Raw genomic sequence first — 21,966 nt, 5'->3', positions numbered from 1 at the left:
TAAGAAACCAAATAGTTTAATTATGAAAATAATTCTGAAAAATCAATATAAATCGTTATATCCTTTTGAGAGCGAAGAACTGAATAACTTTACAGTTATTACTGGAAAAAATGGAAGCGGGAAATCGCAACTATTGAGTTTAATTGATTTAAAAAATAGAAATGATCTTTCAGTTGTTAATATTGATGTTGACTTGGTCCCGGCAGTTAAAAAAATACAATCAGAAGGGATAATAATAAATTCAACCGGAAAAATTGGGCATGAAGATTGGAAAAAAATCATACAACAGCAATTAAAAACGTACCGAGAATTAACACCCATCTCTAAAGAATTTATAAAATATATTTTTGACAATAAACTCGAAAAAAAAGCTTCAATTCATACAGCGCAAGGTTTAATTTCTAATACCCCCGAATATAGAATCTTATTAGCAAAAGTAGAAAGTGAAAGGAGTAAAAATCCTCATAGTCCTGAATCAGTTAATCAAGTGTCACAAATGCTCAATTTGAGAAGACTTTTTAATTATAAAATTGTTATTCTCTACAAGTTTATAAACGAACTCCGTGAGGTTACTGGAAAGAGTGAAAGTGAGCTTACGGATACTGATTTTTACAATTCTCCAATACAAGAAAATCTAATTGACGAGAATGATTTGTTTTCATCAAAAGTTGAGCTTATTTTTTATAACTACTCTAAAAGAAGAGATATTAATCGTAAAAATTATTTTTACAAAATTGAAGAAGGTGAAACAAACGATTCGGTTAGTGATGTTGATTTTATTTCTAAATTTATTCCGCCTTGGGAGATAATTAATAGCATCCTAACAAGACACAACATTGATTTTTACTTTCCCGGAATTGAAAAAAAGGATTTCACAACTGAGGTTCCTTTAGATTTTACACTTTTAAAAAAATCAACCAATGAAATAATTCCATTTAACGATTTGTCTTCTGGAGAAAAAATCATAATTGGACTTATTTTAAAATTATTTACAAGTGAATATTATGGTGAAGAATTAAGCTTTCCAGAGTTACTTATTCTTGATGAACCTGACGCCCATCTACATCCCGAAATGTCTAAATTATTATTAGATGTTTTAGAAGACACATTTGTAAAAAAATATGGAATAAATGTAATAATTTCAACTCACAGTCCTTCAACAATTGCCTTAGCCTCAGAAACAAGCATTTATCAATTATCTAATGGAAAGAATACTGAATTGAAAAAAATTACTAAGGATAATGCTCTTCAAATTCTAACCAGTTTTATACCTACACTAAGTATTAATTATAAAAATCATAGGCAAGTTTTTGTTGAAAGCCCAACAGATGTAAATTATTATCAACAATTGCATGATAAACATTCACAGTATTCATCTCATTCGCATAAACTATATTTTATTTCTAATTCGCCTGGTAAAAGTAATTGTGCACAAGTTTACAAAATTGTTAGAGAAATTAGAAAATCTGGAAACACATCATCTTTTGGTATTGTTGATTGGGATTTAACAAACAAGGCAGAAAATTATATTTATGTTCACGGGATTAATGAAAGGTATAGTGTTGAGAATTTTGTTTTAGACCCGATATATATAATTTGCTTACTCATAGACAACAACAATGCTCATAATATTCTTGAAAAAATTGGTTTAAGTTCTTCTTATAATCAATACCTATTAGGCAATGAATCAGATTCTAGATTAGAAGAGTTAACTAAATTATATTTTCAAGAATTCGAAAGTAAATTTTCTACTCTTAGATACGATCGCAAACTTATAGAAGTAGAATATTTAAATGGTAGAAAAATTAAAATCCCTGAATGGTATTTATTAATGAAAGGGCATGAAATTGATGATAAAATTAAAGTAATTTTCCCTGCTTTAGGTGGAAAATATAGGAATGAAGGAGAAATTCAAAATGCTCTAACAACTATAATGGCAAAATGTTATCCATTTGTTCCTGTAAGTTCAGTCAAAGTTATTGAAGAAATAGCAAACTGTAGCTAACAGCCGTTACCCTCCCCCCGCTACCGCGCGAATCCTTTCGCGTGGTTCTCATTCCTACCCTTTATATGATAAAAAAAGGTTATAAGAAGTGGTTAATTTTTAATCTCTTAAGTTGTCGTAGTATTTACCACGAGTAAAGTTTGACTTCTTCTAATTTCATTTCGCACGGTAGCGGTGTCAAAATTATTTTGATAAACAAAATGACACAATAACTGTGTCAAAATATTTTTAAAAAAAAATTGACACAAAACATACTGGGAAAAACCTATGAAAATAAAAAGCAGAATCCGAAATGTATATTAGTTAAGTTTAAGAACTCCGTCACCAATTGAAAGGTTTCTCACATTAGCAGTAACTAATTATCCAAAAACAAAAAAACCGCCCACCGGCGGTTTTTATATTAACTATACATCTTCTTCCTCATTTCCTGTATCTTCTCGTCTTCCAAATACTCGTCAAACGTCATGTATCTATCTATCACGCCATTTGGTGTGATTTCCAATACACGGTTGGCTACGGTTTGGGCAAACTCGTGATCGTGTGTGGTGAACAATACCGAGCCTTTGAAGTTTTTGAGTGAGTTGTTAAAGGCCGTAATCGATTCCAAATCCAAGTGGTTGGTCGGTTCGTCTAACATCAACACATTGGCACGAATCATCATCATGCGCGAGAGCATACAACGCACTTTTTCTCCTCCGGACAATACGGTACATTTTTTCAAGGCTTCTTCGCCCGAGAAAATCATTTTGCCTAAAAAGCCACGTACATACACTTCGTCGCGCTCTTCTTCGGTTTTTACGAATTGGCGTAACCAATCTACCAAGTTCAAACTGCCGTCGGTAAAGTATTCGCTGTTGTCGTTAGGCAAGTACGATTGCGTGGTGGTAATTCCCCATTCAAACGTGCCGCTGTCAGGTTGTTGTTTGCCGTTTAATATTTCGTAAAAGGCTGTAGTAGCGCGGGAATCTTTAGAAAACACCACGACTTTATCGCCTTTGGCCATGTTCAAATCGACGTTTTTAAACAATACTTCGCCGTCTATAGACGCTGATAAGTTTTGTACGTGCAGGATTTGGTCGCCGGCTTCTCTTTCTACATCAAATATAATGGCAGGATATCTTCTGCTGGACGGTTTGATTTCGTCGAGGTTTAATTTTTCAATCATTTTTTTACGGGAAGTCGCTTGCTTCGACTTGGCCACGTTAGCACTAAAACGACGGATGAACTCTTCCAACTCGGCTTTCTTCTCCTCTGCCTTTTTGTTTTGCTGTGCTTTTTGACGCGCCGCTAACTGGCTCGACTCATACCAAAAGGTATAGTTTCCGGAGTAATGGTTGATTTTTCCAAAGTCGATGTCGGATATATGCGTACAAACCGAGTCTAAAAAGTGACGGTCGTGCGATACTACAATGACCGTGTTTTCATAATTGGCCAAGAAGTTTTCCAACCAAGAAATGGTCTCGAAATCCAAGTCGTTCGTAGGCTCATCCATCACCAACACATCCGGATTGCCAAATAAAGCTTGGGCCAATAACACACGTACTTTCATCTTCCCTTCCATCTCGCTCATTAGGGTGTAATGCATGTCGGCACCAATCCCCAAGTTAGACAACATGGCAGCGGCATCGGATTCGGCATTCCAACCGTTCATTTCTTCAAACTGTACTTGGAGCTCGCCTATGCGGTCGGCATTTTTATCATCGTAATCGGCATATAAGGCGTCCATTTCCGTTTTTACGGCATACAATACTTTATTCCCCATCATCACGGTTTCCAACACGGTATGCTCGTCGAACATGTTGTGATTTTGGTTCAACACCGACATGCGTTTGCCCGGCTCCAGGAACACTCTTCCTGAGGTTGGCTCGATATCGCCGGCTAAAATTTTAAGGAAAGTAGATTTTCCGGCACCGTTGGCGCCAATCACACCGTAGCAGTTGCCTTGGGTGAAAGTGGTGTTTACTTCGTCGAATAAAATTCTTTTACCAAATTGTACCGATAAGTTAGAAACTGTTAACATGGATCGTATATTATAAAATTCGGTGCAAAAGTAGTGAAAAATAGTGTTTCTTCAGCAGTGTACTGTTGACAGTTTTTTTAGTATATTCGATTTCTAATTCAACCGCCATACATGACCTTTCCTATCCAACTCAATCTTTTTGGTGATGCTGTTAATCTTCACATCATATTCGAAACGTTGGCTTTTTTTGTTGGTGTTCGCCTATATTACTACCTGAAAAAAGGCATCGTTGATCCTATATCCGACATCAACAGGCTTTGGATATTATTGGGTGCTATGCTGGGTGCTTTGATAGGTTCGAGAGTAATTGCAATGCTTGAAAACCCGTCCGAAATAGCAAACCAAACCTGGCTGACATTTTACCAAAACAAAACAGTGGCAGGCGGATTTTTGGGTGGTTTGTTTGGTGTGGAAGCCATCAAAAAAATAATAGGCGTAACCACAGCCTCGGGCGATATTTATGTGATTCCGATTATAGTGGCTTTGTTCATCGGTCGCATCGGTTGTTTTAGTATGGGTGTAGCCGAAAACACTTATGGCGTTGAAACCCAATTTATTTTCGGTATGGATCTTGGAGATGGCAAACTACGACATCCGGTAGCGCTTTACGAAATGGCTTATATGGTATTGCTGTTTGGGTTGTTTCAAAAAATAAAACACGTTCAGCTGCGCAATGGCGATCGGTTTAAACTGTTCATGGTGTTATACTTTTTGTATCGGTTTGCAGTAGAATTTATCAAACCTTACCATCCGCTATTTTTGGGGCTAAGCGCGATTCAATGGAGTGCGCTTTTCATTTTTGGCTATTATTACCAATTTATTTTAAGACTTATACGTTATGCCTAACCGAGATTATATTTACTACGACTATACCAAGAGCTTGTGCCCGGAATGTTTGCACACCATTGATGCTAAAATTGTGTTTCAGGACGAAAAGGTTTGGATGCTCAAACATTGCAAAACCCACGGCGACTCTAAGGTAATGATAGCCGACGATGTGGAATATTACCGCCAAATACGGAATTACAACAAGCAGTCGGAAGTGCCATTGAAATTCAATACCAAAGTGCATTACGGTTGTCCTTACGACTGTGGTTTGTGTACCGATCACGAGCAACATTCCTGTTTGTCGATAGTAGAAGTGACCGACCGTTGCAACTTGGCTTGTCCTACTTGTTATGCCGGTTCTGGACCGAATTACGGACGACACCGAACGCTCGAGGAAATTGAAAAAATGTTCGACATTATCGTAGCCAATGAAGGTGAACCCGATGTGGTGCAAATTTCGGGTGGCGAACCTACGGTGCATCCGCAGTTTTTTGAGATTATGGACATGGCCAAAAGCAAGCCCATTCGTCATTTGATGCTAAACACCAATGGTATTAGGATTGCCAAAGACATAGCGTTTGTAGAAAAATTGGCGGGTTATATGCCCGACTTTGAAATTTACTTGCAGTTTGACAGTTTTAAACCGGAAGTTTTAGAAAAATTGCGTGGCGAGGATTTGACAGCAGTAAGAAAAAAAGCCATCGACAACTTGAACCAATTTAACCTTTCGACTACCTTAGTCATTACGCTTCAAAAAGGCGAAAACGATGATGAAATAGGGCAAATTTTAGACTATGCCGTTCAACAAAAATGTGTGCGAGGCGTAACCTTCCAACCTACACAAGTGGCCGGAAGAAACGAGAATTACGATGATAGCCAAGGCAGAATAACCCTAACCGAGGTGCGAAGAAAAATTTATGAGCAGTACCCTATTTTTACGCCGCAAGATTTAATTCCGGTTCCTTGTAACCCTGATGCTTTGTGTATGGCCTACGCCTTAAAAATAGACGGGGAAATTATACCAATGACCAACTTGATTAATCCGGAGGACTTGCTTAATAATTCAAAAAATACGATTGTTTTTGAAAACGATGAAAAACTAAAAAACCACATGCTCAATTTGTTCAGCACCGGTATATCGGTAGATTGTGCCGAAGAAGAATTTGGTGAATTGATGTGTTGCTTACCCCGAGTGAAATCGGACAACCTGCATTATGAAAATCTTTTTCGTATTATTATCATGAATTTTATGGATGCCTACGATTTTGATGTACGAGCCGTGAAGAAATCTTGTGTACACATCGTGGACAAAAGAGGGAAAATAGTCCCTTTTGAAACCATGAACTTGTTTTACCGAGACAACACCATAGAAACGCTTAGAAAAGAACTAAATTAAAACAGTATGGAACTATTATTTCAATTGGCCTTAAATCTGTTGTACGTTTGCGTTATCGTATTTATAGTGAGTTTAGTTTCACTGATTGCCTCTAAAGGGAAATCCAAATTAGCGTTACGATTGGTGCTTATTTCGGCTATCACAGTTGTCACACTACTTGTAATTGGCTTTGGTACTTGTATTTATTTGGCAACCCATTAAATGCCCAACAGTTTTCCGGTTTAATAACCAAACTTATTCCTTACTTCAAACCAAACAATATGTTTACACTTCTTTTTTTATTGGCTATCATTATTTTAATCAGCTGCATAGCTTTTATAGTGGGATTATTCATGCTGATTTTCAATAAAGAAAAAAAAGAATACGCCATCAAACTGATCACTTACACCTTAATTGTAGCTATCATTGGGTTTGGAAGCTGTAGTGCTTTACTTCATTGGGGAGGCTTTTAACTTTAACTATTGATTAACAACAAAATCAAAATCATCTGAATATTTTTGTTCATTAGTTTCAATTCAATGCACACCTACAGAAGTATTAAAGTTATTGCTTTTCTTGTCCCTTTGCTAACGCTGATGAGCTCGTGTAAAAACGAATTCAAAGGGAATGATTACGTGGCATACTTTGGCGGAGAAATCGTAAATCCGAATAATCCGTATGTCCTTTTCTGTAAAGACAATGAAGTTATCGATTCCATCAAGTTAGACAAAAACAACCGCTTTTTTGTACAGTTTGATTCCTTAGCACCGGGTTTGTACACCTTTAAACACGAACCGGAGTACCAATATGTTTACTTCGACAAAAACGACAGTTTGATGGTGCGCGTAAATACGCGAGATTTTGACAACTCGGTTATTTTTTGTGGTCGCGGCGATCAGAAAAACAACTTTTTGATGGAGCAATACCTCAAAACCGAAAAAGCGAAAGACATCATTTTTGAAGCCTTTAATAAAGATATCAATCAGTTTACCAAAACCATCGATTCTACGCACCAATTGGCTACCCATTTTTACGATGCTAAAAAGCAGGAGTTGAAATGGAGCGATGAGTTTGACGCCTATGCTAAGGCGGCTGTTGATTATCCTTTCTATTCGGGTAAAGAATTGTATCCGATGATACATAAAATGAGGACCGGTAACGATGTTTATGAAAGCATTCCGGCCAACTACTATGATTTCCGAAAAAACATCGATTGCAACAATGCCGCACTCTCCGATTATTCACCTTATGTGATGTATTTATCGCACATGTTAAACAATATGGGTGCCATTAACTACCACAACCATTTTACGGAAGTAGATTTGGCTTTGAAAACCAACATCAACAAAATGAATATAGCCGATACGTTGATTAAAAACGAAAAGGTGAAAAATACCATCCTCAACAATATTGCTTTCACTTATTTGTTGGAAGACCAAAACATGGTGAACAACCAAACCTTTTTGGCTACTTACCACAAAATTTCGACAGATAAGAGCAAGAAAAATGAGATTACAAAAATCGGGGATGCCATTCAATTGTTAACCCAATCGAAAGTATTGCCCAATGTGGTTTTATTGGACAAGAACGGTAAAACCGTCAATTCTTCCTCTTTTACCAACAAAAAAACCGTAATTTTCTTTTGGACTGCCAATGCTGTATCGCACTTTGAAGCCGCCCATAAAAAAATCATCGACTTCAGAAAAAAACATCCTGAATACCAATTTGTGGGCATCAACCTAAATGACACCCAAGAAGAATGGAAAGGCATTATGGCCAAATATAAATTTGGAGGCGTGACCGAATTGCGTTGTGCCGATTTTGAAGATCTTAAATCAAAATGGGTCATTACTAAAATCCACCGCACCATCATTTTAGGTGATAAAGGTTTGATTAAAAATGCATTTACAAATATTTTTGAATTGAACTTTGAAGAAGGATTGAATTAGTAATGGGTTACGGGTTACGGGTTTAAAGTTATAAAAAAACGTCTCGATTATTCGAGACGTTTTTTTATGATGATAGTTGCCAACAACTACTCACTACTGGTTTCCTTTGGCGTAATCGGCTAAGAATTGGGCCAAACCGATATCGGTTAACGGGTGTTTTAACAAGCCTAAGATAGACGATAACGGCCCGGTCATGACATCAGCACCAATTTTAGCACAGTTAACCACGTGCATGGTGTGACGAACTGATGCGGCTAAGATTTGCGTTTCGAAACCGTAGTTGTCATAAATCTCTCTGATTTCTTGGATCAGGTTTAAACCATCGGTTGAAATATCATCCAAACGACCTAAAAACGGAGACACATAAGTAGCACCGGCTTTGGCAGCCAATAACGCTTGACCGGCTGAGAACACTAAAGTTACGTTGGTTCTGATGCCTTTGTCGGAGAAATATTTACAAGCTCTGACTCCATCTTTGGTCATAGGCAATTTTACCACAATTTGCTCGTGTAATTCGGCCAACTCCTCGCCTTCTCTTACCATACCTTCAAAATCGGTGGCAATTACTTCGGCACTTACATCACCGTCAACAATGTTACAAATGTCAACGTAGTGTTTTAAGATGTTGTTTTTACCTGTGATGCCTTCTTTAGCCATCAACGACGGATTGGTAGTAACACCATCCAAAACGCCTAATCCTTGTGCTTCTTTAATTTCGTTTAGGTTGGCTGTGTCGATAAAAAATTTCATAGTGTATTATTTATAAAAGTTGTGTTTTTAAAAGTTGGGCGTTTCCCTTCGGGTCAGGCTATCCGCAGTGCATGATTTGATATTAAGAGGAGAATGTCCGGTGGACATTCGGTTTTTATGACTTCCTAAAGTAAATACCTAACTGCCACTGGCAGTCCTACTTTTAATTTCAAATTTAACGCAAAATCAGTGCAAAAGTACAACACCTAATTTGAAAAAGGAAACTTATTTTCTGCTAATAACTTATCCCTTTTCCCTTATCCCTTTAATTTATAATGCTTCATCAGCATACGTTCGTATACCCTATCCGGTAAAACTCGTTTTAAAACGATAGAAAACTTTTGCATGAATGCCCCTATTTTGTAGTGCAGTTTCGGTTGTTTGGTATTGATGATTTGGTAGATGGCCATCGCCATTTCGTTGGGATTGCTGCCGCTGTCTACGTGTTCATTCATTTGTTGTAGCGTATTGCCGTAGGTGGTTTCATAAGCCGAACCCTGAATCACCGGAGCATGATAGCGTCCGGAAGCAATGTTGGTGGCAAAATCACCCGGTGCCACATTGACAACGTTGATGCCGAAAGGTTTGACTTCCATGCTGATGGCTTCGGTTACAATTTCCAAAGCACCTTTGGAAGCCGAGTACACGCCGCGGTACGGCAAACCCATATACCCTGCAATGGACGTGATATTGATGATTAAGCCCGAATTTTGTTCGCGCATTTGCGGTAAAACGGCTTTAATGACTTCGATCGGACCAAAAAAATTGGTTTCGAAATTGTTTTTGATTTCGGCCGTAGGAATTTCTTCTATCGGACCGGTAATGCCTACGCCGGCATTGTTGATGACTACGTCTATTCTTTTTGAGATTGAAATCACTTTATCCACCGCAAGTTGAATGCTCTCGGTATTTCGAACATCCAGCGCAATTAACGGAAATAACGAATTGGTTATTTTTTCCGGATTTCGGCTCGTCCCGTAAACGGTGAATCCTTTGTGAAATAAAAACTCGCCTATCGCCTTTCCTATGCCGGAGGAACCGCCTGTGATTAATACTACTTTACTCATGTTGTTATGTTATGTCTTGTCCAAATTGTATTGTATAACCATTGTTGTCATAAATGGCAAACTCTTTCATTCCCCAATCAAAGGTTTCGAGTTCGTATACAATTTTAACGTTATTTTTTAATTGTTTCCAAAGCAACTCCACATCATCTACTTTAATATAAAATGTCCCTGTAAAAGAAGGCTTGTCAAATGAAGTATGCTTATTGGGCTTAGCAATCATTAATTCACAATCGTCTTTAAATAAAGATGCCCATTGCCATTCTTCACTAATATTGCCACAAGTAAAGTCCAAAATATTACAATAGAAATCAACTGTTTCCTGTAACTCTTCAGTCCAAATAATTGGTATAATAGGTTGAAAATTCATTTGTATTTTAATTTGGTTAAATATAAAAAACTAAACCAATCTTTTAGCGCAATTTTATTCCTAATCCATGATTTTCGCTTAGCTCAATGATTCCGTTTACGATATGACTTCCTTTAGCGATGTCGTTGGCGATGAGATTGGCACCGTCCAAATCGGCATAATCACACAAAGGCGCTAAAACCGCTCCGGCGGAAATTCCGATAGTCGACTCTGTCATGCAGCCTATCATGATTTTAAATCCCAACTTGCGCGCTTCTGCTATCATTGCCAAAGCCGGCGTTAGGCCGCCGCATTTGACTAATTTGATATTGATACTGCGGTAATGCGGCTGCAACTTTTCCAAATCGGCACTGGTTTGACAGTCTTCATCCGCCATCCAATTGGCCAATGCATTGGAATGCAAATTCGAATATTGCTCCACTCCTTTTTTCATAGGTTGTTCCAGATAAGTAAAGTGGGCAACATCAGGATAATTTTCCAACCAAAGACAATCTTGGGCGGTGAAACTTCCGTTAGAATCTAAAGCGATATTTAGGTTTGATTCTGATAACTTACGGATATCGCTTTCACTGAAGTGATTGCATTTTACTTTGAAATAACGCCAATCTGATTGAGCCATTTTTTGCAATTGCTGCTCAACGGAATCCACGCTAATGGTAATGGAAGATTCCGGCAGTTGGTTAAAATGGATTTTGTTCTGTGTCAAAAAGGATTGCTTTTCGAGTTTACCAAACAAATCCCAATAAGCACAATCTAAGGCCGAACGCAAAAAACTCGGCAATTCCAACGTGAGTAGAAAAGCGTAAAATTCGGTTGGATGAACAATACTTTGCTTTTCAATCACCGATTGCAGGCGATTCAAAATGACTTGAAAGTCGTTTAAGTTGATGTCGTAATAATCTATGGCAGTACATTCGCCATAACCCTTTTCCCCATGGCTTTGGAGCGATACAATCAAAGCTTCTCGGAAGGTATAATTCCCATACGCAATGGCAAAGGTTTCTTTGAGTTGGAGTTGGACTATTTGCCGATGTAGGATCATGGTGTAAAAATAAAAAATCCCGCTTTGCTGTAACAACCAAACGGGATTCTTTTTTTTAAAAAACGGCAAGCGACCTACATCGCACCGCTACAACCACATACCTTTGCTATGTTCCCATCCTGGAGGATTTTGTAGGAGCTGGTCGTGTAGGACTTGCCGCTGCAAATATACAATCTTTTTATTTTTTTGCAATAATTTAAGACCATAATAAATATATTTGTGAGAGAAAATCAGATTGAAAAAACATGAAATTACATAACCTTTTCATAACCACATTTTTAGCACTAAACTTAGCAAGTTGCGGCGATAGTCAGGCAGAGAAACAAAAGTATTTCAGCTTTGATGAGAGTCAGTTAAAGTCGATGTACCAAGCCACAGACAGAGTGAATTTCACCCTATTGAACAAAGAAAACAAAACCATCGACAGTGTGGTTTATTTTTCCAATGGCGAACGATTGGGTTCCGTGAAAGGGAATGAGAAATTTTCATTGGATTTGAATGGCAAAAAATTGGGCTACCATCAGCTCAAGGCGTTGGTATATTTTGATAATGACACTGTTTCAACTAAAACACGCATAGAAGTTGCCTCCGGAGTGGTGCCGAAATTACTGAAATATACCGTAGTGAATAGCTATCCGCACGATGTGAATGCTTTTATTGAAGGCTACGAATTTTACAACGACACATTAATAGAAAGTACCGGTTCTCCTAGCGGAACTACTTATTTGTCCTATGTAGCTAAAGTGGATTATAAAACCGGAAAAGCCATCAAACAAGTGGGTTTAGATAAAAAATATTTTGGTGAAGGCACTACGGTTATCAATGGTAAAATTTACCAATTGACTTGGCAAAATCAAGAAGGTTTTGTGTACGATGCCAAAACCATGAAAAAGATAAAATCTTTTAAATATGACAAACCGGTTGAAGGTTGGGGAATGACCAACGACGGCAAAGTGATTTACCATTCCGACGGTACTGAAAAGATTTGGACTTTAGATCCTGAAACGTTGAAGTTGACTAATTTTATTAATGTGTACACCAACGACAGTAAAATTAAAAGTGTCAACGAATTGGAATGGATTAACGGAAAAATTTACGGCAATATTTGGCAAAAAGACGCTATCGCAGTCATTAATCCTACCACTGGTGCGGTAGAAGCGGTTTTAGATTTATCGGCTTTGCGAGCGCAAGTAACCAATAAAGAAGCGGAAGTACTTAACGGTATTGCTTACAGAAAATCGACCAATACCATTTTTGTGACCGGAAAAAATTGGAATAAAACTTTTGAAATTAAGGTTACGCCATAAAAAACATAACCGAAAATTCGCCCATTGAACTTTTAAATAATGGGCGAATTTGCGGTTCTTATTTACTTCTTCACCACATATTCCATTTTTACAGTATCATAGACCCATTTGATGTCTTGCTTTTTTCCTTTTTGAGTAACAGAACCGTCGGCATTTAAAATGAATTCGAAACCGTCTTTGCGCATTTTTTCTCGGGTTTCGCTGGCTGTTTTGTTTTTGTCTAAAAATACTTTCTCCACGATATGAGTGTTGGATTGCGTATTGGAAAAGACTTGTTTTTTAGAAGCTATTTCATAAATAACACTGTAATTAGTAGTAGTGTCTTCCGTTTTTAAATCGGTTTTTTGTTGGGTTACTTCGGTCCAAGAGAGCAAATACAATTTGGTTCCCGAAGCCGTTACAACGGTCAACTTACAATTGGTTGGCTTAAAAATAGCATCCGCCGGTTTGATGATGATGGCGTCTTTCTCTTTACCGTTTTCGGTAATGGTGAGTTGGAAGTTACCCTTTTTGACTTCGGCTACCAGGTTATCAACTTTAGCTAATCCGGCAGCTGCGGTTGGTTTTGCTCCGTTCCGTTGGGCTTCGCCTCGGGTCTTTTTCTGACTGTAGGTGTTAAGACTCAACAAAGCCATAAAAGTTAAAATCACAATTTTTTTCATGAGTATTGTTTTGGTTAGGAATTCGGTAACCAATATACAAAATATTCATTTCGAGGCGTGTTAAATAAAAAAAACCGAGCCATTACTGACTCGGTTACTTCGTACTTATATTTATAAAAGACCAACGCCTCCTGGTTACTTCACTTCCTCGAATTCTACATCCTGAGTGTTATCGCCTTGCGTTTCGGCTTGCGGTTGGGCTTCTTGGGCTTGACCTTCGCCTTGGGCTTTGTACATTTCTTCGGAAGCATTTTTCCAAGCTTCGTTGATTTTGTCTAAAGCCGGTTGAATGGTAGCAATATCTTTGGTTTCGTATGCTGTTTTCAACTCGTCTAACGCAGTTTGGATAGCGGTTTTGTTACCTTCGGATAATTTATCTCCGAATTCACCCAACTGTTTCTCGGTTTGGAAAATCATGCTGTCGGCTTCGTTCAACTTGTCGGCTTTTTCTTTGGCCAAACGGTCGTTTTCAGCATTCATTTCAGCATCTTTCTTCATTCTTTCAATTTCTTCCGGAGTTAAGCCTGAAGAAGCTTCGATACGAATGTCGTGTGATTTTCCGGTTCCTTTATCCGTAGCCGATACTTTGATGATACCATTGGCATCGATATCGAAAGTTACTTCAATTTGAGGCACACCTCTTGGGGCCGGCGGAATACCGTCTAAGTGGAAACGTCCGATGGTTTTGTTATCCGCAGCCATTGCTCTTTCTCCTTGCAATACGTGGATTTCCACACTTGGTTGGTTGTCTACAGCAGTGGAGAATACTTGCGATTTTTTGGTCGGGATAGTGGTGTTGGCTTCAATTAATTTAGTCATCACATTACCCATCGTTTCAATTCCTAAAGACAAAGGCGTAACGTCTAACAACAATACATCTTTTACATCTCCGGTTAAAACACCACCTTGAATAGCCGCACCAATCGCTACTACTTCATCCGGATTAACGCCTTTAGAAGGTTTTTTACCAAAGAATTTTTCAACTTGCTCTTGGATTACCGGGATTCTGGTAGAACCACCTACTAAGATTACTTCGTCGATATCTGAAGTGGATAAACCTGCATCTTTTAACGCTTTGGCAACCGGTTCCATAGAACGTTTTACCAAGCTTTCAGCCAATTGCTCAAATTTAGCACGAGTCAACGTTTTTACCAAGTGTTTCGGTCCTGAAGCAGTAGCCGTAACATAAGGCAAGTTGATTTCGGTTTGCGTAGAAGAAGACAACTCGATTTTAGCTTTCTCGGCCGCTTCTTTCAAACGTTGCAATGCCATTGGATCTTTGCGCAAATCAACACCTTCTTCGCTGTTGAATTCGTTCGCCATCCAGTCGATAATTACTTGATCGAAGTCGTCACCTCCTAAGTGCGTGTCACCGTTGGTTGACAATACTTCAAATACGCCATCACCTAATTCTAAAACAGAGATATCGAAAGTACCGCCACCTAAGTCGTATACCGCAATTTTTTGGTCTTTTCCTGATTTGTCTAATCCGTAAGCCAAGGCAGCTGCTGTTGGCTCGTTGATGATACGCATTACTTTTAAACCGGCGATTTCTCCTGCTTCTTTGGTAGCCTGACGTTGGGCATCGTTAAAGTAAGCCGGAACCGTAATCACGGCTTCAGTTACTGCTTGACCCAAATAATCTTCGGCTGTTTTTTTCATTTTTTGGAGTGTCATTGCTGACAATTCTTGTGGGGTGTACAAACGACCATCGATGTCGACACGTGGTGTATCGTTGTCGCCTTTTACCACTTTGTAAGCTACTGTTGAAGCTTCTTTAGCGCTTTCAGTATATTTGTTCCCCATAAAACGTTTGATAGACGCTATGGTTTTGGTTGGATTAGTCACTGCTTGTCTTTTAGCAGGATCACCCACTTTGATTTCACCGCCTTCTACGAATGCGATTACAGACGGTGTTGTTCTTTTACCTTCTGCGTTAGCAATTACTACCGGTTCTCCACCTTCCATAACGGCCACACAAGAGTTGGTTGTACCTAAGTCGATACCAATAATTTTTCCCATTTTATTTTCTCCTTTTTGTTTATTTTTTTTTGATTATTCCTCTACGAGTGAATAGTACTTTGTGTTGTACGGTTTGCCAAATGACAACTATTGTGCCATGGGGAAATTGAACCTAAATTGTCAGTTTTGCGTATATTTTGCTGACAAGATGACATTTTGATTTAGGAATTGGGATTTAGGATTTAGGATTTTTGAGGTTTATTGCCTGTTTGGAAGAATAGAAGATTAATAGATTGGTGACGAGAAAAGCATAATAACCCCATTTGATTTGTCGCCAATGTTCAAAAGAACTTTCTAATAAAATAATATACAAAAGCGTTAGCATTATTACTATGGTATTTGCTAAGGCCAACTTATTTAAAAGTCTTATCCTGTTAGAAAAAGACAACAAAATCAAACTGAAAGAGATTACAATAATTACATCAAACAGCAAAGAAATCACTATCCCTAAATCTTTGTACCATTCTTCTTTTTTGAACGACTTGGAGACTTCCTCTTCAAATTCTTTGAAAGTTGTGTCTTGAATGGCATAAATAGAAAAACTGGCTATTTGAAATCCATTAAAGGATAGATCATCTACCACAACATTGTAGATATTTTGAAGAAAAGTTTTCTCTATTAGTTTTCCGTTTGCGTCATATTCATCATAGGATTTTAATAAACCATTTTTCCTGTTCTCACAAGAATCATAAAACGGCGCAAACAATAACAAAAATCCCAATAAGGATAACAAACGAAGTTTTCTGGAAGTTTTCATAGGATAAAATTTAAAGGTTCTTAAGACAATCTTAAGACAACTTACCAAAGCGTATGCCAAAAAAAATCCCAACCTGTGTGGTTGGGATTTTCTATTTAGTCGTTCATCGAAATCAGGAACTCATCGTTGTTTCGAGTCTTCTTAATCTTATCATTAATGGTATCCATAGCTTCCACCGGATTCATATCGGCCAAGAACTTACGCAATATCCACATGCGTTGCAGTGTTTTTTCGTCCAACAATAAATCGTCTCGACGTGTGCTGGAAGACGTTAAATCGATAGCCGGGAAAATTCGGCGGTTGGCAATTTTTCTATCCAACTGCAACTCCATATTACCGGTACCTTTAAATTCTTCGAAAATTACTTCGTCCATTTTAGAACCGGTTTCGGTTAAGGCCGTAGCAATTATACTTAAAGAGCCTCCGTTTTCTACGTTACGAGCGGCACCAAAGAAACGTTTAGGTTTTTGTAAGGCGTTGGCATCTACTCCACCCGACAATACTTTACCGGAAGCCGGTTGTACGGTGTTGTAAGCACGTGCCAAACGCGTAATCGAATCCAATAAAATCACCACATCGTGTCCGCACTCCACCAAACGTTTGGCTTTTTCCAAAACAATATTGGCAATTTTCACGTGTTCCGAGGGTTCTCTGTCGAAAGTAGAAGCAATCACTTCACCACGAACACTGCGCTGCATGTCGGTTACCTCTTCCGGTCTTTCGTCGATTAGTAAAACCAACAAATATACTTCAGGGTGATTGGCGGCAATGGCGTTGGCAATGTCTTTTAACAACATCGTTTTACCGGTTTTGGGTTGCGCGACTATCATACCGCGTTGCCCTTTACCAATAGGGGAAAACAAATCTATAACACGGGTGGAAACACTGGCTTGTTTATCGGCGATGTTGAATTTTTCTTTAGGAAAAATTGGCGTTAAATGTTCAAATGACACTCGGTCTCTCACCACTTGCGGATCGTGACCGTTAATTTTTAACACTTTTACCAAAGGGAAGAACTTCTCTCCTTCTTTAGGCGGACGCACCACTCCTTTCACCGTATCTCCGGTTTTCAAACCGAACAATCGGATTTGTGAAGTCGACAAATAAATATCATCCGGCGATGCTAAATAGTTGTAATCGGAAGAACGCAAAAAACCATAACCGTCGGGCATCATTTCCAAAACGCCTTCGCTTTCAATGATACCGTCAAATTCGTAGTCGGCATCTCTGAAATTATTTTGTTTTTTTCCTTTAAAATTAGGGTTATTCGAATTGCCGTTACCGTTGTTTTGCGGTTTATTCGTGGAATTTTCGGCTGAACTTTGGGAAGAATTTTGATGTTTGTGGCGGTTTTGTCGATTCTCTTCCGGAGCAACATCGGGTTGGTTTTCGGTAACTTCAGCACTTGGCTTGGCTGTGGTTTCGGCTTCCGCAGAAACTTCTGTAGTTAGCGTTTCCTGTTGGGTGAACTCGTTATTATTTCTATTGTTGCTTTTTTTGTCAAATGGCTTTTTGAATTTATTCTTTTTGCTTTCAAAAACCGGTTTATCTACTGTTGGAGCGGCGGGAGTTTCATCTTGCGAAAACAAATCATTGGCATTGGATTCAGGCTCTTTTGGACTAGCCGTGATGCGCGTTCGCTTTGTTTTAGACTCTTTGGCTTTAGGTGCTTCCGGGTCCGACTTGCTTTCTTCGGCAACAGTTTTACTCTGGTGTTCCAAAATTTGCGCAATCAATACGTCTTTTTTGGCACCGGCTACTTTTATGGTTTTGGCCAACTTGGCAATTTCTTGAAGCTCAGTAAGCTTCATTTCTTTTAAGGCGGAAATATCAAACATCGATACTGTGGTGAATAAAATTATATTTTTCGGAAAATACTAAAAAATGTGGGTAGAAAAATGGTATAGAAACATCCGAAGATGAAGTACTTGCGGATTTGCAATGCAATAATACAAATAATATTTTAGGATGCAATAGTATTTTTTAAAAAGAAACTTTATTTTTGTGCACCTATTTCAAGATTATGTTTAGAGTACAAACTTATTATTTAATCGTCAGCTTACTTATTACCGGGGTATTGCCGTTTTTGTTCCCTTTGTGGACAGTTGCGGAAAAACCGTTTTATTTTATGGCTGATATTGTTTATGTGAGTTTGTTTGGCTTAAGCACCACACTCTCATTATTAAGCATTTTATCTCACGCAAAAAGACAACAACAATTTGTCATGGGCAGATTGAATATCATATTGAATTTAATTTTATTAGGATTATTTGTGTATCGAACACTAAGCGCATCTGGAGGAACTACTGCTGTTCCTGAGAAAGGTGTTGGGATGTTCCTACCTGTTTTTTCTATCGTATTCTTGGTTTTGGCCAACAAAGCCATCAAAAAGGATGAAGATCTTGTAAAATCTGTGGATCGATTGCGATAAACCTATAAACTTAGTTTTTTAGTGCTGCGAAAAACCCGAATCTTATGGTTCGGGTTTTTTATTTGGAGCTATTTGCTACGCCAGTCGCTGTGCTCGTGTCCCGCTTTTCGATACAATCTTTTCTCTACACACGAACGAAGCGACTGCCGAAGGAATCGGGGCTAAAAAGGGCAATAACAAAAATCAATCAGACATTCAAAAATCATAAATCCCAAATCATAAATCATAAATCCTAACTATTTTTTCCCTAACTCAATAATCTCCAAACTCTGAATTCTATCGCCATCAATCTCAAAACGCAACATCGTTCGCACCTGATGGAATCCGTATATTCCGCAAGCACCGGGATTCATGTGCAGTAAATTCAACTGCTTATCAAACTGGACCTTCAAAATATGTGAATGGCCGCAAATAAAAAGCTTAGGCGGACTGTTCTGAATTTCTAATCGGATGGCTTGGTTGTACTTACCGGGATAACCACCGATGTGGGTAATCCAAACATCAACCCCTTCACACATAAAACGATTGTGCAACGGGAATTCCATTCGAGCCTTGTCATCATCAATATTTCCGTAAACGGCTCGCAAAGGTTTGATGGCTTTGATAGTATCGGTCACTTGCAAATCGCCTATATCACCGGCATGCCAAACTTCATCGGCTAAACGAACATATTTCAGGATGGATTCATCTATATGACTGTGCGTGTCGGAAAGGAGCAGGATTTTTTTCAAAGTAAAAGGTACTAAGGTTCTAAGGTACTGAGGTTGCAAATATAAGTAACGAAATTATGAAAACTTTAAACATGAAAATTAAAATCCTTTGTACCTTTACGCCTCAAAATTTAGGCCTAATACCTTGAGATATTTTATAGAATTAGCTTACAGAGGAACAAATTACCACGGATGGCAATACCAACCGGACGCTAATTCCGTACAAGAAACCCTGAACAAAGCTTTATCTGTTTTACTGAAGAAAGAAATTGACGTAGTGGGTGCCGGCCGCACTGATACAGGTGTACACGCTAAACAAATGTATGCGCATTTTGATTACGATACGGAAATCGAAGGTCCGAAATTGGTCCATAAACTCAATTCCTACTTACCGAAAGACATCGTAATCTACAAAATCATTCCCGTAGCTGATGAGGCACATGCCCGATTTGATGCGACCAAAAGAACCTATGAATACCACATTCATACGTTTAAAGACGCTTTTGAATCTGATGGGAGTTGGCTACATTCTTTGCCGCTCGATATTGCTAAAATGAACGAAGCTTGCCGAATTCTTTTCCAACACCATGACTTCGAATGCTTTTCTAAAACCCATTCCGACGTTAGAACTTTTAATTGTGTTATTTTTGAAGCTCATTGGCAACAAAACGGAACCCAATTGGTTTTTACCATTTCGGCCGATAGATTTCTACGCAACATGGTTAGGGCCATAGTCGGAACGATGATTAACATTGGATTAGGCAAAATAAATCTCGACGATTTTGAAAAAATAATTGAAAGTAAAGACCGAGGAAAAGCCGGATTTTCGGTACCGGCACACGGCCTATACTTAACCCAAATTGAATACGACTATATACAATAAAATGCAAGCAAAAGCTTTCGATACAAAATTATTCAAACGCATCTTACAATACACTAAGCCTTATAAAAAAAGGTATTATGGTGTGGTTTTGTTTGCTGTTTTACTTTCTGTTTTTGCAGCACTTCGCCCTTATTTACTGAAGCAAACCGTTGATTTATACATTGAGCCAAAAGACGAAAACGGTTTGCTGTTTTACATCATTATTATGGCTGTGGTTTTACTCTTGGAAACTTTGTCTCAATTTTACTTTGTTTACTGGGCCAACTGGCTTGGCCAAGACATTATTAAAGACATCCGAACCAAGCTTTTCAAACACATGCTGAGTTTTCGTATGAAGTATTTTGACCATGCGCCGGTGGGACAATTGGTTACTCGTTCTGTCTCGGATATCGAACAAATTGCCAAAATTTTCAGCCAAGGATTATTCATGATTATAAGTGATTTGTTGAAAATGTTGGTGGTTTTGGTGTTTATGTTCTACATGAACTGGCGTCTGACCTGGATAGTGATTATAGCGATGCCGATATTGGTTTACGTAACCAGAATTTTCCAACGAAAAATGCAAGTGGCTTTTGAAGAAGTACGCAATCAGGTAGCCAACATGAACACTTTTGTACAGGAAAGGGTTACGGGTATGAAAATTGTCCAACTCTTTAACCGAGAAGCCATTGAATACGAAAAGTTTAAAGAAATCAATCAGAAGCATAACAAAGCTTGGATTAAAACCATACTATACAACTCAATCTTCTTCCCTATTGCGGATATCATATCTTCTTTAACCTTAGGTGCTGTTATTTTGTACGGAGGTTTTCATATCCTTGATGGCGATAAGTTTACCACTTTCGGGGATTTGTTTTCGTACACCATGTTCATTTCGATGTTGTTCAACCCTTTGCGTCAAATAGCCGATAAATTCAATGAGATGCAAATGGGAATGATCGCAGCCAATCGTGTTTTTGATATTTTGGATGCTGATAAAGACGTTCAAAAAGACGGTAACCTCATAGCCCAACACCTTAAAGGGAATATCCGATTTGAAAATGTTGTGTTTAGCTATAACGATAAGGAAAACGTACTAAAAGGTATTAATTTAAAAGTCAACCAAGGCGAAACAATTGCCATAGTCGGTGCTACCGGAGCCGGAAAATCAACGATTATTAATTTGCTGAATCGTTTTTACGAAATCAATTCCGGAGAAATTTACATAGACGATCAAAACATCAATGACTTCCAACTGGAAAGCTTACGACAACAAATTGCCATTGTATTGCAGGATGTATTTTTATTTGCCGATACCATTCACAATAACATAACGCTCAACAATCCAAAAATCAGTCGTAAAGATGTAATTGAAGCGGCAAAGAAAATTGGCGTTCATAAATTTATTAAAACCCTGCCTGGCGGATATGACTATGATGTAAAAGAACGCGGCGTGATGTTGTCATCGGGTCAGAGACAGTTGATTGCCTTTCTTCGTGCTTATGTGAATAATCCGAGCATATTAATTTTAGATGAAGCCACCTCTTCTATTGACACTTACAGTGAGGAGCTCATTCAGAAAGCCACTGAGAAAATAACAGAAGGGAGAACTTCCATCATTATTGCACATCGTTTGGCTACCATTATCAATGCCGATAAAATCATAGTGATGGACAAGGGTCAAATTGTGGAAGAAGGCAAACACCAAGAGCTGATTAATCGTGAACAAGGATTTTATAAAAATTTATACGATTCGCAGTTTGCCTCCGAAGTATAGCACTTCAATTTAGTTACATTTGCCAAAACTTGAAC

20 protein-coding genes and 1 other RNA gene are annotated in these 21,966 nt (G+C 38.3%); 10 read left to right on the top strand and 11 right to left on the bottom strand.

What is annotated here, in order from left to right; genetic code table 11:
• Positions 1-22: 22 nt before the first annotated feature.
• The gene (locus tag ACJG85_RS08355; protein WP_412476118.1) at positions 23-2,005 is read left to right on the top strand and encodes an ATP-dependent nuclease; all 1,983 of its coding nucleotides are present in this window, start codon (positions 23-25) and stop codon (positions 2,003-2,005) included.
• Between the two features lie 400 nt (positions 2,006-2,405).
• Here the strand turns inward: ACJG85_RS08355 and ACJG85_RS08350 are convergent, their stop codons facing one another.
• Positions 2,406-4,025, bottom strand: a complete 1,620-nt coding sequence (locus tag ACJG85_RS08350; RefSeq protein ID WP_412476117.1) for an ABC-F family ATP-binding cassette domain-containing protein — start codon at positions 4,023-4,025, stop codon at positions 2,406-2,408.
• Between the two features lie 111 nt (positions 4,026-4,136).
• On the opposite strand from ACJG85_RS08350, the gene ACJG85_RS08345 reads away from it, so the two are divergent.
• From ACJG85_RS08345 to ACJG85_RS08325, 5 genes are all read left to right on the top strand, one after another.
• Positions 4,137-4,871, top strand: a complete 735-nt coding sequence (locus ACJG85_RS08345; RefSeq protein WP_412476116.1) for a prolipoprotein diacylglyceryl transferase — start codon at positions 4,137-4,139, stop codon at positions 4,869-4,871.
• Positions 4,864-6,249 (top strand): radical SAM protein, encoded by a 1,386-nt coding sequence (locus ACJG85_RS08340; protein WP_412476115.1) that lies wholly within the window; start codon positions 4,864-4,866, stop codon positions 6,247-6,249. The genes ACJG85_RS08345 and ACJG85_RS08340 overlap by 8 nt, the downstream gene beginning before the upstream one ends.
• Before the next feature lie 6 nt (positions 6,250-6,255).
• Complete coding sequence (locus tag ACJG85_RS08335; RefSeq protein WP_409679363.1) at positions 6,256-6,450, top strand: hypothetical protein; 195 nt, start codon at positions 6,256-6,258, stop codon at positions 6,448-6,450.
• A 59-nt stretch (positions 6,451-6,509) separates the two neighbouring features.
• On the top strand, positions 6,510-6,701 hold the full coding sequence (locus ACJG85_RS08330) for a hypothetical protein (RefSeq protein ID WP_409679366.1): 192 nt from the start codon (positions 6,510-6,512) through the stop codon (positions 6,699-6,701).
• 66 nt (positions 6,702-6,767) lie between these two features.
• On the top strand, positions 6,768-8,177 hold the full coding sequence (locus tag ACJG85_RS08325; protein WP_409679369.1) for a TlpA family protein disulfide reductase: 1,410 nt from the start codon (positions 6,768-6,770) through the stop codon (positions 8,175-8,177).
• A gap of 93 nt (positions 8,178-8,270) precedes the next feature.
• Here ACJG85_RS08325 and fsa read toward each other — a convergent pair whose 3' ends face one another.
• The 5 genes from fsa to ffs form a co-directional block, all read right to left on the bottom strand.
• Positions 8,271-8,927, bottom strand: coding sequence for a fructose-6-phosphate aldolase (gene fsa / locus ACJG85_RS08320; protein ID WP_409679372.1), 657 nt, complete (start codon positions 8,925-8,927; stop codon positions 8,271-8,273).
• 257 nt (positions 8,928-9,184) lie between these two features.
• Positions 9,185-9,994: an SDR family oxidoreductase gene (locus ACJG85_RS08315; protein ID WP_412476114.1), complete on the bottom strand. Its 810-nt coding sequence runs from the start codon at positions 9,992-9,994 to the stop codon at positions 9,185-9,187.
• Positions 9,995-9,998: 4 nt separating this feature from the next.
• A complete protein-coding gene (locus tag ACJG85_RS08310; RefSeq protein ID WP_412476113.1) occupies positions 9,999-10,361 on the bottom strand; it encodes a VOC family protein in 363 nt (120 codons plus the stop codon).
• 43 nt (positions 10,362-10,404) lie between these two features.
• Positions 10,405-11,403: an enolase C-terminal domain-like protein gene (locus ACJG85_RS08305; RefSeq protein WP_412476112.1), complete on the bottom strand. Its 999-nt coding sequence runs from the start codon at positions 11,401-11,403 to the stop codon at positions 10,405-10,407.
• A gap of 61 nt (positions 11,404-11,464) precedes the next feature.
• Positions 11,465-11,562, bottom strand: an RNA gene (ffs, locus tag ACJG85_RS08300) — signal recognition particle sRNA small type.
• Positions 11,563-11,648: 86 nt separating this feature from the next.
• Between ffs and ACJG85_RS08295 the strand changes: the two genes are divergently transcribed.
• Positions 11,649-12,710 carry a glutaminyl-peptide cyclotransferase gene (locus ACJG85_RS08295; protein WP_412476111.1) on the top strand — a complete coding sequence of 354 codons (1,062 nt, stop codon included), beginning with the start codon at positions 11,649-11,651 and terminating at the stop codon, positions 12,708-12,710.
• Positions 12,711-12,772: 62 nt separating this feature from the next.
• Here the strand turns inward: ACJG85_RS08295 and ACJG85_RS08290 are convergent, their stop codons facing one another.
• The 4 genes from ACJG85_RS08290 to rho all read right to left on the bottom strand — a co-directional run bounded on the left by ACJG85_RS08290 (position 12,773) and on the right by rho (position 17,989).
• A complete protein-coding gene (locus ACJG85_RS08290; protein WP_412476110.1) occupies positions 12,773-13,372 on the bottom strand; it encodes a hypothetical protein in 600 nt (199 codons plus the stop codon).
• A gap of 135 nt (positions 13,373-13,507) precedes the next feature.
• Positions 13,508-15,394 (bottom strand): molecular chaperone DnaK, encoded by a 1,887-nt coding sequence (gene dnaK, locus ACJG85_RS08285; protein WP_409679387.1) that lies wholly within the window; start codon positions 15,392-15,394, stop codon positions 13,508-13,510.
• Positions 15,395-15,569: 175 nt separating this feature from the next.
• Positions 15,570-16,151, bottom strand: coding sequence for a hypothetical protein (locus tag ACJG85_RS08280; RefSeq protein WP_412463830.1), 582 nt, complete (start codon positions 16,149-16,151; stop codon positions 15,570-15,572).
• A 95-nt stretch (positions 16,152-16,246) separates the two neighbouring features.
• Positions 16,247-17,989: a transcription termination factor Rho gene (rho, locus tag ACJG85_RS08275; protein ID WP_412463829.1), complete on the bottom strand. Its 1,743-nt coding sequence runs from the start codon at positions 17,987-17,989 to the stop codon at positions 16,247-16,249.
• A gap of 182 nt (positions 17,990-18,171) precedes the next feature.
• On the opposite strand from rho, the gene ACJG85_RS08270 reads away from it, so the two are divergent.
• On the top strand, positions 18,172-18,582 hold the full coding sequence (locus tag ACJG85_RS08270; RefSeq protein WP_412465176.1) for a DUF4293 family protein: 411 nt from the start codon (positions 18,172-18,174) through the stop codon (positions 18,580-18,582).
• Positions 18,583-18,818: 236 nt separating this feature from the next.
• Here ACJG85_RS08270 and ACJG85_RS08265 read toward each other — a convergent pair whose 3' ends face one another.
• Positions 18,819-19,313: a metallophosphoesterase family protein gene (locus ACJG85_RS08265; protein ID WP_412463828.1), complete on the bottom strand. Its 495-nt coding sequence runs from the start codon at positions 19,311-19,313 to the stop codon at positions 18,819-18,821.
• A 124-nt stretch (positions 19,314-19,437) separates the two neighbouring features.
• Here ACJG85_RS08265 and truA point away from each other — a divergent pair, with 124 nt between their 5' ends.
• Complete coding sequence (gene truA, locus ACJG85_RS08260) at positions 19,438-20,175, top strand: tRNA pseudouridine(38-40) synthase TruA (RefSeq protein WP_409679399.1); 738 nt, start codon at positions 19,438-19,440, stop codon at positions 20,173-20,175.
• Position 20,176: 1 nt separating this feature from the next.
• Positions 20,177-21,931 (top strand): ABC transporter ATP-binding protein, encoded by a 1,755-nt coding sequence (locus ACJG85_RS08255; protein WP_412476109.1) that lies wholly within the window; start codon positions 20,177-20,179, stop codon positions 21,929-21,931.
• The last annotated feature ends 35 nt before the right edge of the window (positions 21,932-21,966 follow it).

The organism is Flavobacterium mekongense, assembly GCF_047038255.1.
Lineage (GTDB): Bacteria > Bacteroidota > Bacteroidia > Flavobacteriales > Flavobacteriaceae > Flavobacterium > Flavobacterium mekongense.
This window is presented reverse-complemented; position numbering and strand designations above follow the sequence as displayed.